12 protein-coding genes are annotated in these 19,239 nt (G+C 75.0%); 8 read left to right on the plus strand and 4 right to left on the minus strand.

The features are described from left to right. Positions 1-24: 24 nt before the first annotated feature. Entirely contained in the window at positions 25-3,282 is a 3,258-nt protein-coding gene (locus DCW30_RS23545) for an AfsR/SARP family transcriptional regulator (RefSeq protein ID WP_162933549.1), read from the minus strand. A 143-nt stretch (positions 3,283-3,425) separates the two neighbouring features. Here DCW30_RS23545 and DCW30_RS23550 point away from each other — a divergent pair, with 143 nt between their 5' ends. The 8 genes from DCW30_RS23550 to DCW30_RS23585 all read left to right on the plus strand — a co-directional run bounded on the left by DCW30_RS23550 (position 3,426) and on the right by DCW30_RS23585 (position 14,645). Beyond that, the gene (locus tag DCW30_RS23550; RefSeq protein WP_076683276.1) at positions 3,426-5,990 is read left to right on the plus strand and encodes an FtsX-like permease family protein; all 2,565 of its coding nucleotides are present in this window, start codon (positions 3,426-3,428) and stop codon (positions 5,988-5,990) included. A 26-nt stretch (positions 5,991-6,016) separates the two neighbouring features. Continuing rightward, the gene (locus DCW30_RS23555) at positions 6,017-6,784 is read left to right on the plus strand and encodes an ABC transporter ATP-binding protein (protein ID WP_076683278.1); all 768 of its coding nucleotides are present in this window, start codon (positions 6,017-6,019) and stop codon (positions 6,782-6,784) included. Position 6,785: 1 nt separating this feature from the next. After that, a complete protein-coding gene (locus DCW30_RS23560) occupies positions 6,786-9,350 on the plus strand; it encodes an FtsX-like permease family protein (RefSeq protein WP_076683280.1) in 2,565 nt (854 codons plus the stop codon). Positions 9,351-9,486: 136 nt separating this feature from the next. Beyond that, positions 9,487-10,599 (plus strand): radical SAM protein, encoded by a 1,113-nt coding sequence (locus DCW30_RS23565; RefSeq protein ID WP_123985573.1) that lies wholly within the window; start codon positions 9,487-9,489, stop codon positions 10,597-10,599. Next, positions 10,596-11,579 carry a radical SAM protein gene (locus tag DCW30_RS36790; RefSeq protein WP_062783368.1) on the plus strand — a complete coding sequence of 328 codons (984 nt, stop codon included), beginning with the start codon at positions 10,596-10,598 and terminating at the stop codon, positions 11,577-11,579. The genes DCW30_RS23565 and DCW30_RS36790 overlap by 4 nt, the downstream gene beginning before the upstream one ends. An 80-nt stretch (positions 11,580-11,659) precedes the next feature. Beyond that, entirely contained in the window at positions 11,660-12,355 is a 696-nt protein-coding gene (locus DCW30_RS23575) for an iron-containing redox enzyme family protein (RefSeq protein ID WP_062783371.1), read from the plus strand. A gap of 72 nt (positions 12,356-12,427) precedes the next feature. Further along, positions 12,428-12,625, plus strand: coding sequence for an aroma-sacti cluster domain-containing protein (locus DCW30_RS23580; RefSeq protein WP_062783374.1), 198 nt, complete (start codon positions 12,428-12,430; stop codon positions 12,623-12,625). Between the two features lie 124 nt (positions 12,626-12,749). Further along, entirely contained in the window at positions 12,750-14,645 is a 1,896-nt protein-coding gene (locus tag DCW30_RS23585; protein ID WP_162933550.1) for an AfsR/SARP family transcriptional regulator, read from the plus strand. Here the strand turns inward: DCW30_RS23585 and DCW30_RS23590 are convergent. The 3 genes from DCW30_RS23590 to DCW30_RS36795 are packed head-to-tail and all read right to left on the minus strand — an operon-like array spanning position 14,608 to position 19,196. Further along, the gene (locus DCW30_RS23590) at positions 14,608-15,252 is read right to left on the minus strand and encodes a GAF domain-containing protein (protein WP_079249908.1); all 645 of its coding nucleotides are present in this window, start codon (positions 15,250-15,252) and stop codon (positions 14,608-14,610) included. The two genes, DCW30_RS23585 and DCW30_RS23590, sit on opposite strands and share 38 nt — an antisense overlap. Continuing rightward, the gene (locus DCW30_RS23595; protein ID WP_076683286.1) at positions 15,253-16,128 is read right to left on the minus strand and encodes a S8 family peptidase; all 876 of its coding nucleotides are present in this window, start codon (positions 16,126-16,128) and stop codon (positions 15,253-15,255) included. Continuing rightward, positions 16,125-19,196 carry an adenylate/guanylate cyclase domain-containing protein gene (locus DCW30_RS36795; RefSeq protein WP_076683288.1) on the minus strand — a complete coding sequence of 1,024 codons (3,072 nt, stop codon included), beginning with the start codon at positions 19,194-19,196 and terminating at the stop codon, positions 16,125-16,127. The genes DCW30_RS23595 and DCW30_RS36795 overlap by 4 nt, the downstream gene beginning before the upstream one ends. Between the last annotated feature and the right edge of the window lie 43 nt (positions 19,197-19,239).

A 19,239-nucleotide genomic window follows, 5' to 3' on the forward strand; every position in this document is an offset into this window, starting at 1 on the left:
GATGTTGCGATACTGACTGACGCCTCAGTCAGTACGTTGTTCGGCGAGGCGGCCGATGAGCGGGGCGGTGGGCGCCGCCGGCACCTGGCCGGCCGCCGTCGGCACCGCGAGGTGGAAGGGGCACTCCGTGCTGCGGGGCGGCGGGGCGTCGCGCAGCACCTCCTCCAGGCGGGCGCGCAGCTCCCGCGCCGACTCCGGGTCGTCCTGCGGGAGCCCGACGAGTCCGCTCAGCGGCAGGATCTCCGCGTAGGCGCGGCCCGAGAGCTTCGCGGCGCGCAGGGCGTGCGCCCAGCGGATGCGGGCGAGCACCGGGTCGCCGCGCTCGGCCGCGAGCCGCCCGAGCAGGGCGAGTTCATGGGCGACGCACTCGGGGCGGTGTCCCTCCTGGTAGGCGGAGACGGCCGTCAGGTGCAGCCGCTCGGCGTTGTCGAGGTCGCCGTGCGCGCCCGCGACGAGGGCCCGCAGCGTCGCCGTCTTGGCCAGGAGGTAGGCCTCGCCGGTGTCCTCGGCGTACGCCTCCATGCTCTGCGCGAAGGCCTCAGCCGCCGCCATGTCCCGGTCGCCGGCGGCCGCGTAGCCGAGCAGGGCCTTGACCCAGGCGGCCTCGTGCTCCGAGCCGATGAGCAGCAGCTCCTGGTGGGCGTCCCGCCAGGAGCGCAGGGCGGCGGCGCGGTGGCCTAGGCGCTCCTCGGCCATGCCCGTCATGATCCGCGCGGTGGCCGCCGAGTGCGGGTCGACGCCGGTCAGGAGTTCCCTGGCGGTGACGGCGGCGGTCAGCGCGGGCTTCGCGCGGCCCTCGGCGACGAGGAGTTCGCTGTGGAAGAGCTGCCAGACGCCGGTCTCCCAGCCGTGCCGGTAGGGGTCGAGGGCGGCCGCGGTGCGGTCGGCCACCGCGCGCGCCTCGGTCAGCCGCTCCTGACGCACGTGCACGGTCAGCGCGAGGGCTCCCACGAACGCCACCACGGCCGCCTCCCCCGCCGCCTCCGCCGCGGGCACCGCGCGGCGCAGCAGCTCCTCGTCGCCGCTGTCCTGCCGGATGTTGACCCCGAGCCAGCCGCACCAGGCGAGGGTCTCGGCGTACCAGGGGGCCTGCGGTCCCGTGGTGTCCAGGGCGCGGGCGAGCCGTTCCCTGCCCTCGGCCTGGCGGCCCGCCGCGGTCCAGTACAGGGCGAGCCTGGTGGCGATGCGGGAGGCGAGCAGGGCGTCGGAGGCGTGGCCGTCGCGGGGGACGACGCCGCCCGCCGGGGACCCGGCCCGCGGGCGGGCATCGATGCCGGGGGCGTCCCCGGCGGCGGTCACGGCTCCGTGCCCGCCGGCCGCCTCCGCGCCCTGGAGCCAGTCGAGGCAGGCGGTGACCTCCGGGGTCGCCGCGCTCATCTCCGTGTAGGCCTCGCGGAAGCCGCCGGTGCGCATGCGGTGGGCGGTGCGCTCGGCGAGGGCGGCGACCCACTCGGCGTGCCGGCGCAGGACCGTGTGTTCCTCGCCGTGCTCGGCGAGGGCGTCGCGGGCGTACTGGCGTACGGAGACGAGCGTCCGGTAGGTGGGGCGGTCCGCCGACGGCGTGAAGACCAGCAGGGACTTGCCGGCGAGGGAGGCGAGCGTCGCGGACGCGCCGGGGCCCGCGACCGCCTCCGCCGCATCGGCGGTGAACCCGGTGGCGAAGACGGACACCGCCCGCAGGACGGCCCGCTCGTCGGGGGTGAGGAGCCGGTAACTCCAGTCGACGGCCGCGCGGAGCGTGGTGTGGCGGGCGTCGGCCGACCACAGGCGGGTGTCCAGCGTCCCGCGCCGGGCGCGGAGCTGGCCCGCGATGGCGCCCAGCGGCGCGGTCGCCGCCTTGGCCGCGACGAGTTCGATGCCGAGCGGCATGTGGTCCACGGCCGCGCAGACCTCGCCGATCTCGTGGTCGAGCGCCGCGTCGGCGGCCCCGGGCGAGAGCCGGCGCAGCCGAGTGCGGAACAGCCGGGCGGCGTCGTCGTGACGCATCGGGAGCAGGGCGTACGGGGTCTCGCCCGCGACGCCCAGGTGCTCCCTGCTGGTCGCGAGGACGCGCAGCCGGGGGCAGCCTGCGAGGAGGCCGGCGGCCACCTCGCCCGCGTCGGCGAGGACGTGCTCGCAGTTGTCGAGCAGCAGCAGGGGGCGTCCCGCCCGCTCGACGGCGTCGCGCACCCGCCGCAGAGCGGCGCGGGGCCCGAGCCCTCCGGCGGCGACCCCGACGGCGTCGGCGACCGCCGCGGTCACGCCGCCCGGGGCGCAGGGCACCAGGTCGACCCGCCACACCTCGGCGCCCGCCCGCTCCTCGCGCGCCGCCACGGCGAGGGCCAGCCTCGTCTTGCCGAGCCCCGCCGCGCCCACGACGGTCACGAGACCGGGCGCGTCCAAGAGGGCGGGCAGCTCCCGCAGTTCCTCGCCTCGGCCGACGAAGTGCTCCTCGGGCGCTGCGTCGGGCACGGTCGCGGGCGCGGAGGACCGCGGGGGCACGGGCCGCGGCTGGGCCACCGCTTCCGGCGCGGCGCGGACGGAGGCGGAGCCGAGGACCTCGCGTTGCGCGGCCCGCAGTTCGGGGCCGGGCTCGATGCCGAGCCGCTCGCGGAGGTCGGCGCGGGCGACCCGGTAGACCTCAAGGGCCTCGGCCTGGCGGCCGCTGGCGTGCAGGGCCCTGATGAGCAGGGCGCGCACCCGCTCCCTGTCGGGCTCCTCGTGCACCGCGGCGCGCAGTTCCTCGACGAGGGCGGGCGGATCGGTCTCGGCGCCGGGCGCGGCCGTGTGCGCGGCGACGTCGAGTTCGGCCTCGGCCCGCTGTTCCAGCGCGGTCAGGCGCAGCGCTTCGAGGCGGGCCCGCTCCTGCTGGACGAAGGGCAGCGCGGGCAGCCCGGCGAGCGGCGGCCCGGGGTGCCTGCGCAGCAGCTCGCGCAGGGCGGCGGCCCGCCGGTCGGGGCCGCCGCTGCCGCGCGCGGCGGCGAGCTCCGCCTCGAAGCGCCGTACGTCGAAGGTGTGCCCCGTCAGGTCGAGGCGGTAGCCGGCGGGGCCGGTGACGATGAGGCCGGGTGCGTGCGGGTGCAGGGCGCGGCGCAGTTTGGCGACGGCGGTGTGCAGGGCCGCCGTGGGGTCCTTGGCGCGTGTCCCGGTCCACAGCTCGGCGAGAATGCGTCCACCGCTCACGGCGGACGGCGCGTACAGCAACAGCAGGGCCAGGAGTGCCCGTTGAAGCGCTCCCGGGATCGGCACGAGCCGCCCGGATTCGTCGCGTACCGCAAGCTCACCCAGTAACTCGAACTCCATGGCCGCCATCGGATCACGCCGTGCGGCGGGGTGCCACCGGTTCTTTGGACAGCCTGTCCGCCGTCCGCGCCGCGGGGACATCGGGCGGACAGGTTTTGGACAGGGCCGCACGTGATCCTTGGGGGCGTGATGAGGAGGCCTTCGTGCTGAGGCTGGCGTTTCAGACCCTGCGCACGCGACGTGCGCTCTTCGCGGGTTCGCTCGCCGCGGTCACGCTCGCCCTCGTCCTGCTGACGGCGTCGGGCGTGCTGCTGGAGTCCGCGCTGCGCGGCGAGGGCGAGGCGAACCGCTTCGACGGCGCCTCGCTCGTGGTCACCGGTGACCGGGACGAGGGCCTGGACGGCAAGGACCACTCCCCCGGCTTCGGCGACGTGGAGGCGCCGCTGGTGCCCAGGCCGCCGCTGCCCGGTTCGCTCCGGGAGCGCGTCGAGAAGGTCGACGGTGTCCGCGAGGCGGTGTCCGACCTGGCCTTCTCCGCTCAGATCAGCGGTGAGGACGGGCGGCTCGTGCGACCCGCCGTCGGGAACCGTTCGCTCGGCCACGGCTGGGACAGCGCACGGCTGACGCCCTTCCGGCTGCGGGAGGGCACGCCCCCGAAGGGCCCGGGGGACGTGGTGGTCGACGCCGCCGCGGCGGCGCGTGGCCGGATTCATGTCGGGGACCGGGTGCGGGTGTACACGAGCGCGGAGGGGCGCGGCGCCTACCGGGTGAGCGGTGTCGCGGCGCCGCCGCGCGCGGCGCTGACGAAGGATCAGGTGGCGCTCTTCTTCGACGCGGCGACGGCGGGGCGGCTCGCGCCGCCGGGCGGTGACGTGCACGCCATCGCCGTGACCACCGACGCCGGGGCGGACCCGGAGGCGGTGGCTTCCCGGGTGCGGAGCGCGGTCGGCGAGGGGCCGGGCGTGCGGGTGCTGACCGACACGGCGCGGGCCGAGATCTCCGCGAGTGACGTCCTCTTCCTCGACACGCTGGTGTTCGTGGTGAGCATGGGCTCCCTCGCCGTCTTCGTGGCGCTGTTCGTCATGGCGAGCGGTTTCGCCTTCGCGGTGCTCCAGCGGCACCGCGAGATCGCGCTGCTCCGGGTGATCGGCGCGACGCCCCGCCAGGTCAAGCGGATGCTGGGCTGGGAGACGCTGTGCGTGGCGGTGGTCGGGGCGGCCGTCGCGGTGCCGCTCGGCGCGCTGCTCGCCGAACCGCTGGCCCGCGGCCTGGTGGACCTCGGCATCGCGCCGGACGAGCTTGAGGTGCGGGTGTCGTGGCCGCCGCTGGCCGGGGCGGCTGCCGTCGGCGTGCTGATCACACGGCTGGCGGTGGTGGCGGCGGCGCGGCGGGCGGCCAGGGTGCGGCCCGAGGAGGCGCTGCGCGAGGCCGAACTGGCCGACCGGCGGTTGCCGTTGTCCCGTGTCCTGACGGGGCTCGCGTTCCTGCTGTTCACCGGGTGCTTCCTGTTCTTCGGCATCGCGATGGGCGGCGTGCAGGGCTCCGGACTGGCCTTCGGCGGGGTCCTGACGCTGCTGATCGCGGCGGCCGTGCTCGGGCCCGCTCTCGTACGCCCTCTGGTGCCGCTCGCGGGCATCCTGCTGCGGCTGGTGTTCCGGCGCACGGGGCGGCTCGCGCTCGCCAACAGCGCGGCGGGGCCGCGCCGGGTCGCCGCCGCCGCGGTGCCGCTGATCCTCATGATCGGCTTTCCGGTGTCGGCGCTGTTCATGCAGACCTCGCAGCAGTCGACGGCCAAGGAGTGGGCGGCCGAGCGGCTGGTGGCCGACGACGTCCTGGTGCCGCACGACGCGACGGGGCTGCCGCCCGCCGTGGCCGAGGACGCCGCCCGGCTGCCCGGGGTCTCGAAGGTGTCGGCGACCAGCAGCGCCTGGGTGCGGGTCCAGGTCCGCACCGACGAGGCGGAGAGCGTCAACGCACGCGCCCTCGCCGCCGATCCGGCCCTGCCCGACCTGCTCGACCTGCATGTGCGCGAGGGCGGTCTGAAGGGCCTGGTGGCGGGGTCCGCCGTCGCGGTGAGCCAGGAGCAGGCCAAGGAGTACGGCTGGCGCGTCGGCGACCGGGTGCGGATGCGGCTGCCCGACGGCACCCTGACGAAGCTGCGGGTCGGGGCGCGCTACGACCGCTCCCTCGGCTTCGCCGACCTGATCGTGCCCAGCCGGGTGCTGCGCGCCCACACCCCCGACCCGCTGCTCGACGCCGTGTACGTCGAGCGGGCGTCCGGCGCCGAAGGGCGGAAGGTCGGCGAGGAGCTGGCCGGGCTGACCCGTGACTGGCCGATGGCGCGCGGCGCCGACCGTGACGCGGTGCGGGCAGCCGGGGCCGAGGACGCCGCGTCGCAGACCTGGCCCGCGTACGTCTTCTCGGCGCTGATCGCGGTGTTCACCGCGCTCGCCCTGGCCAACACCCTGGTGATGGCGACCCTGGTGCGCACCGGTGAGTTCGCGGTGCTGCGGCTCGCGGGCGCCACGCGCAGGGACGTGCTGACGCTGGTCGCCGGGGAGAGCGCGGTGGTGGCGGTCTGCGGGCTGCTGCTGGGCGGTGGCGTCGCCGCCGTCGTGCTCGCCGCCACCAGTGTGGCGCTGAGCGGCGGCGTCGACCTCGCGGGGCCCCCGCTGTTCCTTGCCGGCGCCGGCGCCGGCGCCGTCCTGCTGACGCTGGTGGCCGCGCTGATACCGGCCGCGCGGCTGCTCCGTGACCGAACCCCGTGAACGTACCCACTCCGGAGGACATCCCCATGACCCTGCCCGATCAGGAGGCACGACGGTCCGCGCCGCTCACGCGCTCCGCCCTGCGCCTGAACCAAGTGACCCGGTCCTACGGACACGGCAACGGCACCGTGCACGCGCTGCGCTCGGTCTCCGTCTCCCTGCCCGCCGGGTCCTTCACCTCGGTGATGGGCCCTTCCGGTTCCGGCAAGAGCACCCTGCTGCGGTGTGCGGCCGGGCTCGACCGGCCCACCTCCGGCCAGGTGTTCCTCGGGGACACCGACATCAGCGGGATGCGGGAGCGGAAGCTGACGATCCTGCGCAGGGAGCGGATCGGGTTCGTCTTCCAGTCGTTCAACCTGGTGCCCTCGCTGACCGCGCGGGAGAACATCCTGCTGCCGTTCCGGCTCGCCGGGCGGCGCCCCGACCGCGACTGGATGCGGGACGTGATCGCGCGGACCGGCCTCACCGACCGGTTGCGGCACCGGCCGGCCGAGCTCTCCGGCGGTCAGCAGCAGCGCGTCGCGGTGGCGCGCGCCCTGGTCACCCGGCCCGAAGTGATCTTCGCGGACGAGCCGACCGGCGCCCTCGACCTGAGTTCGGGGCAGGAGGTCCTCAAGCTGCTGCGCGAGGTCGTCGACACCACCGGCCAGACGCTGGTGATGGTCACACACGACCCGCAGGCCGCGTCCTACGCCGACCAGGTCCTCTTCCTCGCCGACGGCACGGTCGTCGACGCCATGGACCGGCCGAGCGCGCAGCGCGTCTCCGAGCGCATGTCGCGGCTGGGGTCCTGACGTGCTCAGGCTCGCCCTCACGGGCATCCGCCAGCACCGGTACGGGTTCATCGGCGCGCTCTGCGCCGCCGCGATGGCCGCCATGCTGATCGCCGCCTGCGGAATCCTGGTGGAATCGGGGCTGCGGTCGACGCCGGAGGAGGACCGGTTCGGCGCCACCACGGCGGTGGTGCGGATGGACCCGGACGTCGTGATCCGCACCGGCTCGGGACAGAACGTCGACCACGAGAGCTACCCCCTCGACCAGCCGCCCCGCCTGACCGAGCGCCAGGTGCGGCAGGTGCGGGAGGTGCCGGGGGTGCGGCGCGTCGTGACGGACACGCCCTTCTACGCCCAGGCCCTCACCAAGGACGGCACCGCCCAGCCCGGGCCCGACGACGGCGTGACCGAGGGGCACGCGTGGGAGGCCGCCGCGCTGACGCCGTTCACCCTGACCTCGGGCAAGGCGCCGGGCCCCGACGAGGTGGTCCTCGACGCGGGCACCGCAGCGCGCGGCGGCCACCGCGTCGGCGGCGAGGTGCGGGTCGTCACCGCCCAGGGCGCCGCGGCCTACCGGATCTCCGGGATCGCCGCGCCGCGCGGGCGCGACGGACTGCCCGACCAGGCCTCGCTGTTCTTCGCCGCCGAGACGGCGCAGCGGCTCGCCGACACCGGAGGGAAGGCCGCCTACGCGGGGGTGTTCGCCGGCGGGATCTCCGCCGACGCGGTGGAACGGCGGGTCCGCGAGGCCCTGGACGTGCCGCATCTGGACGTGCTCACGGGTGACGCGCGCGCCAAGGCGGGGGCGCCCGAGACCACCGAGGAACTCGCCGCGACGACGCTGCTGTTCGGGCCCATGGCGGGCATCGGCGGTTTCCTCGCGGTGTTCGTGCTCGGCGGCACCATCGCGCTCGGGGTGCTGCAACGCACCCAGGAGATCGCCCTGCTGCGCGCAGTCGGCTCGACGTCCTGGCAGGTCAGGCGGATGGTGGCCGCGGAGACCCTGCTCGCGGCGGCGGCCGGTCTGCTGCCCGGCTTCCTGCTCGCCGTACCCCTGTCGGGGCTGATCCTGGACCGCCTGCGCGAGGGCGGCACCGCCCCCGACGCGTACGAGCTCCATCTCGGCCCCCTGCCGTTCCTGCTCGCGGCGGCGGCCACCCTGCTGCTCGCGCTGGTCGCGGCGCTCGCGGCGGCCGGGCGGATCTCGCGGATCAGGCCCGCCGACGCCCTGCGCGAGGCGGTGTCCCCGCGCAGGCCGGTCACCGTCACCCGGGTCCTGCTCGCGCTGCTCCCGCTCGGCGGCGGCATCGCGCTGTTCTTCGCCACGCAACACATCGGCGGCGAGGTCGGGGTCGCCTTCCAGTATCTGATCGTGCTGCTCCTGATGGGCGCCGCCGCGCTCCTCGGGCCGCTCCTCGCCCGGCTGCTCGAACCGCCGCTCGGCGCGCTGGTGTCGGCGCTCGGCGGGGTGACGGGGTGGCTGGCGCACGCCAACTCCCGTTTCTCGGTGCGCCGGGTGGCCTCCATGGCCTCGGCGCTGATGCTCACCGTGGCGATGGCCTGCACGGTGCTGCTGGTCACCGGCTCGCTGAACCGCATCACCGCCGAGCAGACCGAGCGCCGTACGCGGGCCGACCTGGTGCTGCTGCCGCAGGACTCGCCGGGGCTGCCGGGCGACGTGGCCGAGGCGGCGCGCGGCCTGGACGGGGCGGAGGCCGTGGCGGCCACCCGTTCCACCACGGTGATCTCCGACGTCCTCGGCACCCCGGACGTCCTCGGCGCCCAGGCCCTGGACCCCGCGGCGGCCGGCAAGGTGATGGACCTCGGGCTGCGCGAGGGCTCGCTGCGCAGCCTGGAGCGGGACGGCACCGCGGCCGTGAGCCGCACCTATGCCGATCAGCGCGGCTTCGAGGTCGGGGACCGCTTCCGGGGCTGGCTGGGTGACGGCACGAAGGTCACGCTGACCGTCGGCGCCGTCTTCGACCGGCCGCTGGGGCTCGGCGACATCCTGCTGTCCGAGAGCTATCTGCGCCCGCACCTGCACGAGGACCTCGCCGACTCGGTCCTGGTGCGCGCCGCGCCCGGCCAGGACGAGCGGCTGCGCGCCGCGGCCGCCGCCCTGGTGAAGGACCATCCGACGGTCGAGGTGACCGGCGTCGGCGAGTACGCCGACGGTCTGCGCACCTCTCTCGCGCGCAACACCACGGGCACCTATCTCGTGCTGTCCGTCCTGGTGCTCTTCACCGCGGTGTCGATGATCAACGGGCTGCTCATGGGGACGGCCGAGCGCGCCAAGGAGGTCTCGCTGCTGCGGCTGCTCGGCGCGGGCCGCCGGCACATCACCGCCATGCTGTACCTGGAGACGCTGATCGCCGTGCTCATCGGGGCCGCGACCGGGACGGCCATCGCCGTCACGGGGCTCGCGGGGGCGAACGGGGCCCTGACCGGCTCCACCGATTTCAGCATTCCACCGCTCGGTTACTCCCTCATCCTCGCGGGAGTTGCCGCGTTGGCGCTGATTTCCACCGCTCTGCCGGCGGCACTGGCGCTGCGCAATCGCCCCGACGGGGTGCTTCCTTCCGTCTGAATAGCTGGTTGAGAACCGGTAGAACCGGTTCTCAACCAGCTTCAAAGACGAACGAAAGTACGAGACTCCATACTCGAAGCAGAACGGCACGGAAGCCGAAAGAACGTGTCAACGGAGGGGGATTCCGGTGCACCTCATGGAGATCTTGCGATATCGCCCGGTGCCCGCGGCTGCGGTGTTCTTCGGGATCACGCGCAGGTGCCCTCTCCACTGCAAGCACTGTTCGACCAGTTCCCTGCTTGACAGCGAGGAATACCCCGAACAGCTCTTCCGCGGCTTCGCCGAGACCTTCACCGCGGAGAACCGGCCTGAATTCGTCCTCATGTCGGGCGGCGAAGCGCTCCTGCGCCCCCGCCTCGTGCAGGACATCGCGGAACTCTCCCGCGCGGTCGGCGCGCGCAGCCACGTCCTGTCCGGCCTGTACTTCGCCGAGCACGGACGCATTCCGCGGCCGGTCAAGCGGGCCATCGACGCGGTGGACCACTTCTCGGCGAGCCTGGACGTCTTCCACGAGGAGGAGGTTCCGCGGGCCGCGGTCTTCCGTGTCCTGAAAGAACTCATGGACGAAGGCAAGCAGGTCAGCCTCCAGCTGACCGGCACCGGCCCCGGTGATCCCTATCTGGCCGATCTGACCGCCGAGGTCCGCAGGGTCTTCGACGACCGGGTGCCGATGCTGGTCGCCCCCGTCAGCCCGCACGGCCGCGCGGACGCCTGGCTCAAGCAGGCGCCGCTGCCGCGCGGCGAGGTCACGCCGGCGCCCTGCGCCGTCTCCGCCTGGCCGGTGATCGGCTTCAACGGGCAGGTCACCGCCTGCGGCAACCAGGACGTGATGGACGGCAAGGTGCCGCTGCCGCCCCACCTCTACCTCGGCCACATCGCCAAGGACGACTGGCCGACGATCAAGGCACGGGCCATCGGCAACCCCATGGTGCGGGCGATCCGGGCGACCGGACCCGAGTACCTGGCGGAGCGGCACGGCTCGAAGGGCGGCTGCGGCGCCGAGGGCTACTGCCAGACCTGCTGGGTGCTCTCCAAGGACCCGGCGATCCCGCGCCGCGTGCGCGAACTGGCCCTGGAACCCACCACCCGCCTCGTCGAGGAACGCACCGAGGAGATGCTCGTCGGTGCGGGCGCGGTCTCCTTCGCCCAGCAGTACGGCATCACCGAGTACGCCGAACTCGTCACCCTGGGCCTCGAAGAGGCCACCGCGGGCGCCGGTGCCCAGCAGACCGCCGGGAGCACGCCGTGACCGCGCTCACGCACCGGGACATCCTCGCCATCCGCCGGGACCGCGGCTCGTCGGTCCTGCTGTTCCTCACCGACCGCTGCCCCGTGGGCTGCGCCCACTGCTCGGTGGACTCGCGCCCCGACAGCCCCCGCATCACCGACTTCGCCCTGCTCGAATCCCTGGTCGACGAGCTGGCGTCCATGCCGGAGCTCACCATGGTGGGCATCTCCGGGGGCGAGCCGTTCGTCGAGCGGCGCGGGCTCACGCTGGCCGTGCGCCGGCTGTCCGAGGCGGGCAAGCGGGTGGTCATCTACACCAGCGGCTTCTGGGCGGCCTCGCCGCGCGCCCCGGAGTGGATCGACCGCCTGCTGCCCCTGACCACCGCCGTCTATCTGAGCACCGACGCCCACCACGTGAACGGGCAGGGCCCGGAGCGGTTCGTGAACGCCGCGCGGGTCATCGCCGGCACCGGCGTGCCCATCGTCGTGCAGTGCATCGACGAGGGCGACAACCTGGCCGCCACGCGTGCCTCGCTCACCGAGGCGCTGGGCCCCGGCTGGCCCGAGCGGGCCGAGCTGATCCCCACCCACGGGCTGCCGCACGGCAGGGGCTCGGCGCACTACGCCTGGCAGCGGCGCACGGCGGGGCGTGACTTCGGCCCCTGTGACGTGGTGGACGCCACCGTCGTGCGCTACGACGGGCGCGTCACCGCCTGCTGCAACGAGTCCGTGATCATGGGCGCGGGCCCGGCCGCCCTGCGTCGCGACGCCACCGACGGCCCGGCCGTGGGCCGCGCGGTGCGGGAGTTCCACGACGACGACTTCTTCCGCGCCATCGGCTCGGTCGGCCCCGGCGCCCTCACGGCGCTCCCGCTCCACCGCGACCTGGCGGACCGCGAGTTCTCCTCGATCTGCGGGCTCTGCTGGGCGATGACCAAGCGGCGCACCGGCGGGAACAGGCACGACGCGCTGCTCGCCGCCCTCGCCGGCCTCACCGAATGAACCCCTGACACCGGGACCTCGCACGTCCCTCCCGGACCGTCACCACGGACCTCGCGCACCGCGAGACTAGGAGATGTTCCATGACCACCCGGCACAGCCGTGTGCTCCTCGCGAAAATCGGGCTGCTGCTGCCCCGCCTCGCCGCGACCTCGCGGGAGCTGTGGGATTCACCGCGGCTCCGCGACCTTTATCCCGAGTATCTCTGCATGCTGCACACCGCGATCCGTTCGACGGTGCCCCTGATGGAATGCGCTCTCGAAGAGGCCGGAAAGCGGGCGGGCGACCCCGCCGCCGATGCCCTCGCCACCTATCTGACCCGGCACATTCGTGAGGAACAGGGACACGACGAATGGCTGAGGCAGGACCTCGACGCGCTCGGATTCGACCCCCGGGAACCGCTCCAGCGGGTACCGGACGCGGCCGTCGCCAATTTGGTGGGCGCGCAGTACTACTGGATACGCCATTACCACCCGGCCTGCCTGCTCGGGCACGTCGCGGTCCTGGAGGGAAATCCGCCCTCGCCCGGACTCGTCGACGAGCTGATGCGCCGCACCGGATATCCGCGCGCCGGATTCCGCACCCTGGAGCGCCATGCCGCGCTCGACGTGAAACACCGTGACGAACTTCTGCGCACCATCGACGGAATGCCGCTGACGCACGACCTGGCCACCGCCGTCGGCCTCAGCGCGCTGCACTCCGTCGATGCCGCCGACGCCGCCCTGCGTGCGGTGCTGGCCTCCCGCCGGGCTCCGGCCCTGGCGGCCACCCGAGCGTGAGGGGACGCCCATTCCCCTCACAACCGGTGGTCCGCCGACCGACGGACCACCAGTCAACCAAGGAGGAACGCCATGTCGTTCGACGCTCTCAAGGAACTCGCCGCCGCCGGTCACAACTTCAAGGGCGCCAACCCGCAGCAGCTCGACGCGATCGCCTCCCTCAGCCAGGAGGAAGTCGCGCTGCTCAACTCCGTCAAGTCGCGTCTCGACGCCGCGGAGGACGTCGTGTCGCACAGCAACAGCCCGCTGAGCGGCGCCTTCGTCTGGTAGTGCCGCGCCCGACGGACCACCCGCCGTACGCCGGCTGAACACGATGAGGGCCCAGGTGCTTTCCCGCCTGGGCCCTGCGGCGCGACCACGAGAGGTACGCACACAGGGGGGGAAGGATTCAACCGTGTTGCAGTTCAACGTGCTCGGGCCGCTCGCCGCGGTCACGGGGTCGGGGCAGCTCGCGCTGGGGCCGTTCAAGCAGCAGGTGCTGCTCGCGGTGCTGCTGTGCAGGCCGGACTCGGTGGTCCCGGTGGACCGCCTGGTGGACGCCCTGTGGAGCGAGGACCCGCCCCGCAGCGCGGGCAAGAACCTCCAGGTGTACGTGCACCACCTGCGCCGGGCGCTGGCGCACGAGGGGCACGAGGTGGACGCCAGGCTGCTGCACCAGCGGCCCGGCTACCGGCTCGCGGTGGACCCGCGGTCCATCGACATGGTCCGCTTCGAGCAGGGCATCGACATGGCCAGGCGGGCCGCCGCGGAGAGCGACGCGGTCCGCGTCGACCAGCTGATCCGCGAGGCCATGTCGCTCTGGCGCGGCAGGCCGTTCGGCGGCATGGAGGGCGTGGCGCCGCTGGACGCGGAGGCGGCCCGCCTGGACGAGCGGCGCCTGACGGGCCTGGAGGTGTGGTTCACCGCCCGGCTCCGGCTCGGCCTGCACCACGAGGTGCTCGACGAGGTGGAGCCGCTGCTCGCCGAACACCCCTTCCGTGAACAGTTCCGGGCCCAGCACATGAGGGCGCTGTGCGGCGTCGGCCGGCAGAACGACGCCCTGATCGCGTACGACGAGACGCGGCGCCTGTTCTCGCTGGAGCTCGGCCTCGAACCGGGAGCGGTGCTCCAGCAGTTGCAGCGGGAGATCCTGGAGGGTGGTCCCGCGGCGGCCGGCGGCCCCGCGGCCGTCATGGTCCCCCGGCAGGGCGCGACCGCCGTCCGCGAGCCCGAGCCGATGGCCCCGGCCGTGCAACTGCCGCCGGGACTGCCGGACTTCACCGGGCGCACACGCGAACTGGACGCGCTGCTCCCCGAGGTCGAGGCCCACGCGGGGCCGACGGCGTCCTGGCGGGTGACGGTGGTGACGGGACCGCCCGGCGTGGGGAAGTCGACGCTCGCCGTCGCGGCGGGGCACGCGGCGGCCGAGGCGTACCCGGGCGGCGTCCACCACGTCGACCTCCTCGACGGGCGGGGGCTGCCCCGCACCCCGGCCGAGGCGCTGGCCGACCTCCTCCAGCAGCTGGGCGAGCCCGCGGAGCTGCTGCCGCCCGACCTGCCGGGCCTGGTGCGGCGCTACCGGGCGCGGTTCGTGCTGCGGGTGCCCGCCCTGCTGATCCTGGACAACGCTGTCTGCGAGGCCCAGGTGAGACCGCTGCTGCCGAGCGCCCCGCCGGTCCACACCGTGGTGACGAGCTGCTCGCGTCTGGCGGGCCTGGACGGCTCGGAAGTGCTCGAACTGGGGCCGTTCGGCGAGCACGACGCGCTTGAGCTGCTGCGCCGCATCACCGGCGCCGACGTCGTGGACGCCGAGCCCGAGGCGGCCCGGCGCATCGCCCGGTTCTGCGGCGGGCTCCCGCTCGCCCTGCGCATCGCGGGGGCCCGCCTCGCGCCGCGCAGGTTCTGGCCGCTGACCAAGCTCGCCGACCATGTGGAGTCCTCCTGCGGCCTGGACTGGTTCACGGTCGGGGACGTCGACCTCCGCCGCAGTCTGCGGCGCGGCTACGACAGCCTCACCGGCGAGGACTGGAGCAGGCTGCAACTGCTCGACCTGGGACGGGACTTCACCTTCATGGACGCCTGGCTGCGCCTCGGCGGCGAGCCCGCGGACGCCGCGCAGACACTGAACCGGCTGTGCGACGCGCACGCGCTGACCTCGGTGCGGCCCCTGGGCCCGGACGGCACATGCCTGTTCCGGCTCGGAGCCTTCGTGCCCGACCTCGCGCGGGAGCAGGCGCCGCCGCCGCGCGAGGCGGTCCCCCTGGGCTGTCCGGTCACGGCCGTCTGTGCAGGACCTCCGTCAGATCGCTGACGATCCGCAGGGCGATCTCCCGACGGCCGCCGTCCAGCGCGCTGATCTCCCCGGCCAGCGCCTGGGCGGCGGCCTCCGCGGGCCCCGCGGGACCCGCCCCGACAGGCCGGGCGCGGCGGGCACGCTGCACGAGGACCAGGGCGAGGGACGCCTGGTCGGCGAAGAGCGCGAGGAGTTCCATCGCGGCCAGCGGGGTGCGCGGCTCCGTGCTGCGGTCCAGGACTTCGAGGACCCCGAGCGGTTCGTCGCCGCACAGCAGCGGCGCCGCCATGAGCGCCTTCGGCACGTAGCTGGTGGACTCGGCGAAGTCGCGCGCGAAGTGGGCGTCGCTGTCCACGTCGTGCACCTCGACGGGCTGGCGCGACTGCAGGACCCACCCCGCGATCCCCCGCTCCGCCGGGAAGCGGCGGCCCACGAGGGCGCCCTCGCCCTCTCCCGCCACGGCCTCGAAGACCAGCTCCCCGCTGTCCTGGTCGAGCAGGGCGATGGAGCCGGCCCGCGCGTCGAAGATCGCCACCGCCGTGCGCACCACGGATCGCAGCAGCGCGTGGTGGCCCTCGTCCTCCCCCGTGCCGGTGTGTGCCGCCGGCGGCCCGCTGTGGTTCATCTACTGGCTCCTGACGTTGGCCGAGGCGAGAAACAGCGCCTGCTTGACCTGGAACGCGGTCATGCCGCGGTGCTTGCCGACGATGCGGGCGCAGAGCCCCGCCACGTGCGGGGTGGCGAAGCTGTTGCCCGTGCAGCGCCGGGTGCCGCCGCCGGGCCAGGCCGCGGGGACCTGCACGCCGCGCGCGAAGAACTCCACCGGCGGGCGCGGGTTGTAGAGCAGCAGCCCGGGGTCGTCGGCGTCGTGGCTGCCCACGGAGATCACGGAGGAGAACCGCCACGGGAAGCTCTCCACCGGCATGTTGTGCGCGGAGGCGACGAACAGGCTGCGGCCGAAGTAGGCCTGGTCGGCCAGGTCGTGGAGGATCGGCGCGAACGCCCTGCGGGTCGTGGACAGGCTCATGTTGATGACGTCGTAGCCCCGCTCGACGGCCCAGCGCACCCCGGCGATCAGCACGTCGCCCGAGCCGCGGAAGCCGGAGCCGAGGACCTGCACGCTGTCGAGCTCGCACTGCGGCGCGAGGCCGCGGATGATCGACGCGCAGGCCGTGCCGTGGCCGGTGGAGTCACCGCCCGCGACCCGCACGACCTCGTGCCCCGTGCCGCTCTCCCGCTCCCCTTCCGCTCCTTGGCCCGCCGCGGCCTCCCGGACGAGGTACGAGGCGTTGACGGGGCCGACCAGAGGATGGGCGGTCTCCACGCCGGAGTCGATCACGCAGACCCGCACGCCCCGGCCGCTCGCGCCGCCCCACGCCCACTCGGCGCCGTCGTCCCGCTCCCCCGCGGCCCCGGCGCCCGCCCAGTCGGTGCGGACCTCGATGGCGTCGCGGTCGCGGCCCAGCAGATGCCAGGTCAGCCCGTCGGGCGCGGCGGTCACCGCAGGCCGTCCCGGAGTGCGCGGGCCCTGCGGGCCCCCACCAGGTGTCCCTTGGCGGTGAAGTGCCGCTCGGCCTCGCGCGCCGCGAGCCCGGCCTCGGGGCGGCGCCCGAGCAGCAGGGCGCAGTGCGCGCGGTCCAGTTCGGCGGTGGCCCGGCAGGCCGGCGAGTCCGTCTGCGCGGCGGCGCCCAGGGCGGTGGTGAGGTGCGCGTCGGCCGCCGCCGCGTCACCGCCGGCGGCGGCGAGGCGGGCCCGCATGCCGTACACCTCGCAGGCCGCGGCCGGCATGACGGTCACCCCGTCGTGCTCCAGCACGTCGAGCAGGGCGCGCACGGCGTCGGCCGGGGCTCCCCCGGCGAGCAGGACGCGGGCCAGGTCGCGGACGGCGGTGGCGTGCAGCTGGGGGTCGCCGAGGCGCTCCATACCGTCGGCGGCCTCCCGCAGCAGCCGCTCGGCCTCGTTCCAGCGCCCGGCGAGTTCCTCGACGCCGGCCCGGAAGAGCGTGACGGCGGGCACCGCGAAGTGGTGCCCGAGGTCGGTCAGGGTGCGCAGCGCGTCGTCCAGGAGGCCGCGGGCCTCGTCGGACTCGCCGCGCATGGCGAGCAGCACGGCCATCGGGCACCCCACGGTGGCTCGTCCCACGAGGCGTCCGGCGAGGTGGTCGCCGCGGAAGGCCCGGCAGCTGTCCAGCGCCGACTCGACCGGCTCGGGGCCGAGCCAGAGCGAGACGGCGAGGGCGCCGAGGATGCCCGCGCGCTCCAGTTCGGCGCCGGCCCGCACCGATTCGCGCAGCGCCCGCTCCAGGTGGGCCGCAGCCTCCCGGTGGCGGCTTCGGCTCTGCCGCTCCTGGCCCATGGCGAGGAAGGCGCGGGCGAGGCCCAGCGCGTCGTCGGCCTCGGTGAAGACGGGGACCGCGGCGCGCGCCGCGTCCAGGAGTGCCCCGAAGCCCTCCGTGCCCGGTTCCAGATAGCCGAGCTGGAGGCGGACCCTGGCGGCGGTCCTGCCGTCGCCCGCCCGCTCCGCCTCGACGAGCAGCGCGCGCAGCTCGGCCACGGCCTCCTCCGCGTGGCCCGCGGCGAGCCGCGCCTCGGCCAGGGAGGTCCGTACGGCGAGCGCGGCGGGCAGGTCGCCGGTGAGCGCGAGGGCCCTGCGCAGCAGCCCGACCGCCCAGTTGATGTCGCCGTGCGCGAGCGCCTCGGTCCCCGCCCTGCCGAGGTGCGCGGCGGCTGACTCCGCGGTGCGCGCGACCTCCGGGTCGCCGGGGTCGAGTTCGGCGCGCAGCCGCGAGGCGTGTTCGAGGTGGGTGCCGATGGTGTGGTGGTCGTCGGGGCCGCGGCGCTCCACGTGGGCGGCGAAGCGCTCGTGGCCCTGGGCGCGCAGGAGTTTGGACATCCCGGTGTAGACCTCGTCGCGTATCAGCTGGCCCGCCGGACGCCAGCGGGGCTCGCCGGCGGGGCCGGGGTCCGCGGGTTCCAGGAGGCGTCGCCGCGCGAGGTCGCGGACGATCGGCCCCGCGCCCCGTGCGCCGGGTCCCGCGAGCGCCGCGAGGTCGTCGGCGGTGAACTCCCCGCCGATCACCGCGGCGTGTTCGAGCACGGCCCGCTCCTCGGGGGCGAGCCGGTCGAGGCGGGCGGCGATGATGGCGCGTACCGACAGCGGCACGTCGTCGGGGTCGGCGCCCTCGGCGACCATCTCCACGATCTGCTCGACGAAGAGGGGGTTGCCCTCGGAGCGGCTGACGAGCCGGTCCACGGCCGGTCCGGGCAGGGGCGGCGGCGCGAGGTGCGCCAGCACGTCCCCGCCCGCGCGGCCGCGGTCGCTGAGCCGCAGCACCAGCTCCCGGCAGTCGTCGCCGCCGAGCGGGGGCACGACGAGCGCCGTCGCGTTGAGCTTGCCGCTGCCCCAGCTCGGGCGCTGTTCGAGGAGTTCGGGGCGGGCGAGGCCGAGGAGCAGGACGGGGGCGTCCTGGACCCAGTCGGCGATGTGGTCGAGCGCGGCGAGCAGGTCCTCGTGCGCCCACTGGAGGTCGTCGATGATGAGGACGAGCGGGTGTTCGCCGCCGAGGGCGGTGCACAGCCGCTGCAGTGCCCAGCAGGTCTCGTCGAAGGAGGTGCCCGAGCGTCCGGTGCCGGCGAGCCGGGCCAGGGCCGTGGCGGCGGCGGTGTCGGGGCCCGCGGCGCCGAGCAGTTCCGCGAGGCGTTCGGCCGGCGCGTCGCCGAGGAGCCGCCGCAGCAGGTCGGCGAGGGGCGCGAGCGAGCCCTCGCTGCCGTACGGGGGGCAGCCGGTGCGCGCCACCGTCGCTCCGTCGTCCCCCGCCACGGCGGCGAAGTCGCGGGCGAGCCTGCTCTTGCCGACGCCCGGGTCCCCGTACAGCGTCACCAGATGGCAGGCGCGGTCCCGGCGGACGCGGGCGAACGCCAGCGTGAGCTGGGCGAGTTCGTCGTGGCGGTCCACCAGGGCGACGCCGGGGCCGCGGGACGCGCCGTGTTCCAGGGGGCCCGCCGCCAGCAGGCGCCAGGCGGGCACCGGGTCGCGCTTGCCCTTCACGGTCAGCGGCGGCACCGGCACGGTCTCGGCGACCTGGGCGATCAGCCGGTGGGTGTCGGCGCCGATGAGGATCTGCCCGGTGGGCGCGTGCTGTTCCAGCCTGGCCGCCACGTTGACGACCTCGCCGGAGACCAGGGCGTGGCCCGCGTCGGCGGCGCCGGAGGTGACGACCTCGCCGGTGTGGATGCCGATGCGCACGGCGACCGGCACGCCGTGCGCGCCCCGCGCGCCCTCGGCGAACGTCTCGACCGCGGTGAGGATGTCGAGCGCGGCGCGGGCCGCCCGCAGCGCGTCGTCCTCGCGCAGCGCCGGGATGCCGAAGACGGCCATCACGGCGTCGCCGATGTACTTCTCCACGGTGCCGCCGTGGCGTTCCAGGCAGTCGCTGAGCAGGGCGTAGTAGCGGAGCATGAGATGGCGCAGCGCCTCGGCGTCCAGGCGCTCGCTGAGCGCGGTCGAACCGACCATGTCGCAGAAGACGATGGTGACGGTCTTGCGGCTCTGGGCGGTTCGCTCACGCACCCTCGTTCTCCCTCCCCCTTCACGCCCGGCCCTTCCGTCCCCG

Origin of the sequence: Streptomyces alfalfae (assembly GCF_004127445.1) — a bacterium.
GTDB classification, from domain to species: domain Bacteria; phylum Actinomycetota; class Actinomycetes; order Streptomycetales; family Streptomycetaceae; genus Streptomyces; species Streptomyces alfalfae.

Bases quoted from the DNA above. Each gene is read 5' to 3' on its own strand.
- DCW30_RS23545 (WP_162933549.1), bottom strand. From the start codon at position 3,282: ATGGAGTTCGAGTTACTGGGTGAGCTTGCGGTACGCGACGAATCCGGG.
- DCW30_RS23575 (WP_062783371.1), top strand. From the start codon at position 11,660: ATGACCACCCGGCACAGCCGTGTGCTCCTCGCGAAAATCGGGCTGCTG.
- DCW30_RS23555 (WP_076683278.1), top strand. From the start codon at position 6,017: ATGACCCTGCCCGATCAGGAGGCACGACGGTCCGCGCCGCTCACGCGC.
- DCW30_RS23580 (WP_062783374.1), top strand. From the start codon at position 12,428: ATGTCGTTCGACGCTCTCAAGGAACTCGCCGCCGCCGGTCACAACTTC.
- DCW30_RS23590 (WP_079249908.1), bottom strand. From the start codon at position 15,252: ATGAACCACAGCGGGCCGCCGGCGGCACACACCGGCACGGGGGAGGAC.
- DCW30_RS23565 (WP_123985573.1), top strand. From the start codon at position 9,487: ATGGAGATCTTGCGATATCGCCCGGTGCCCGCGGCTGCGGTGTTCTTC.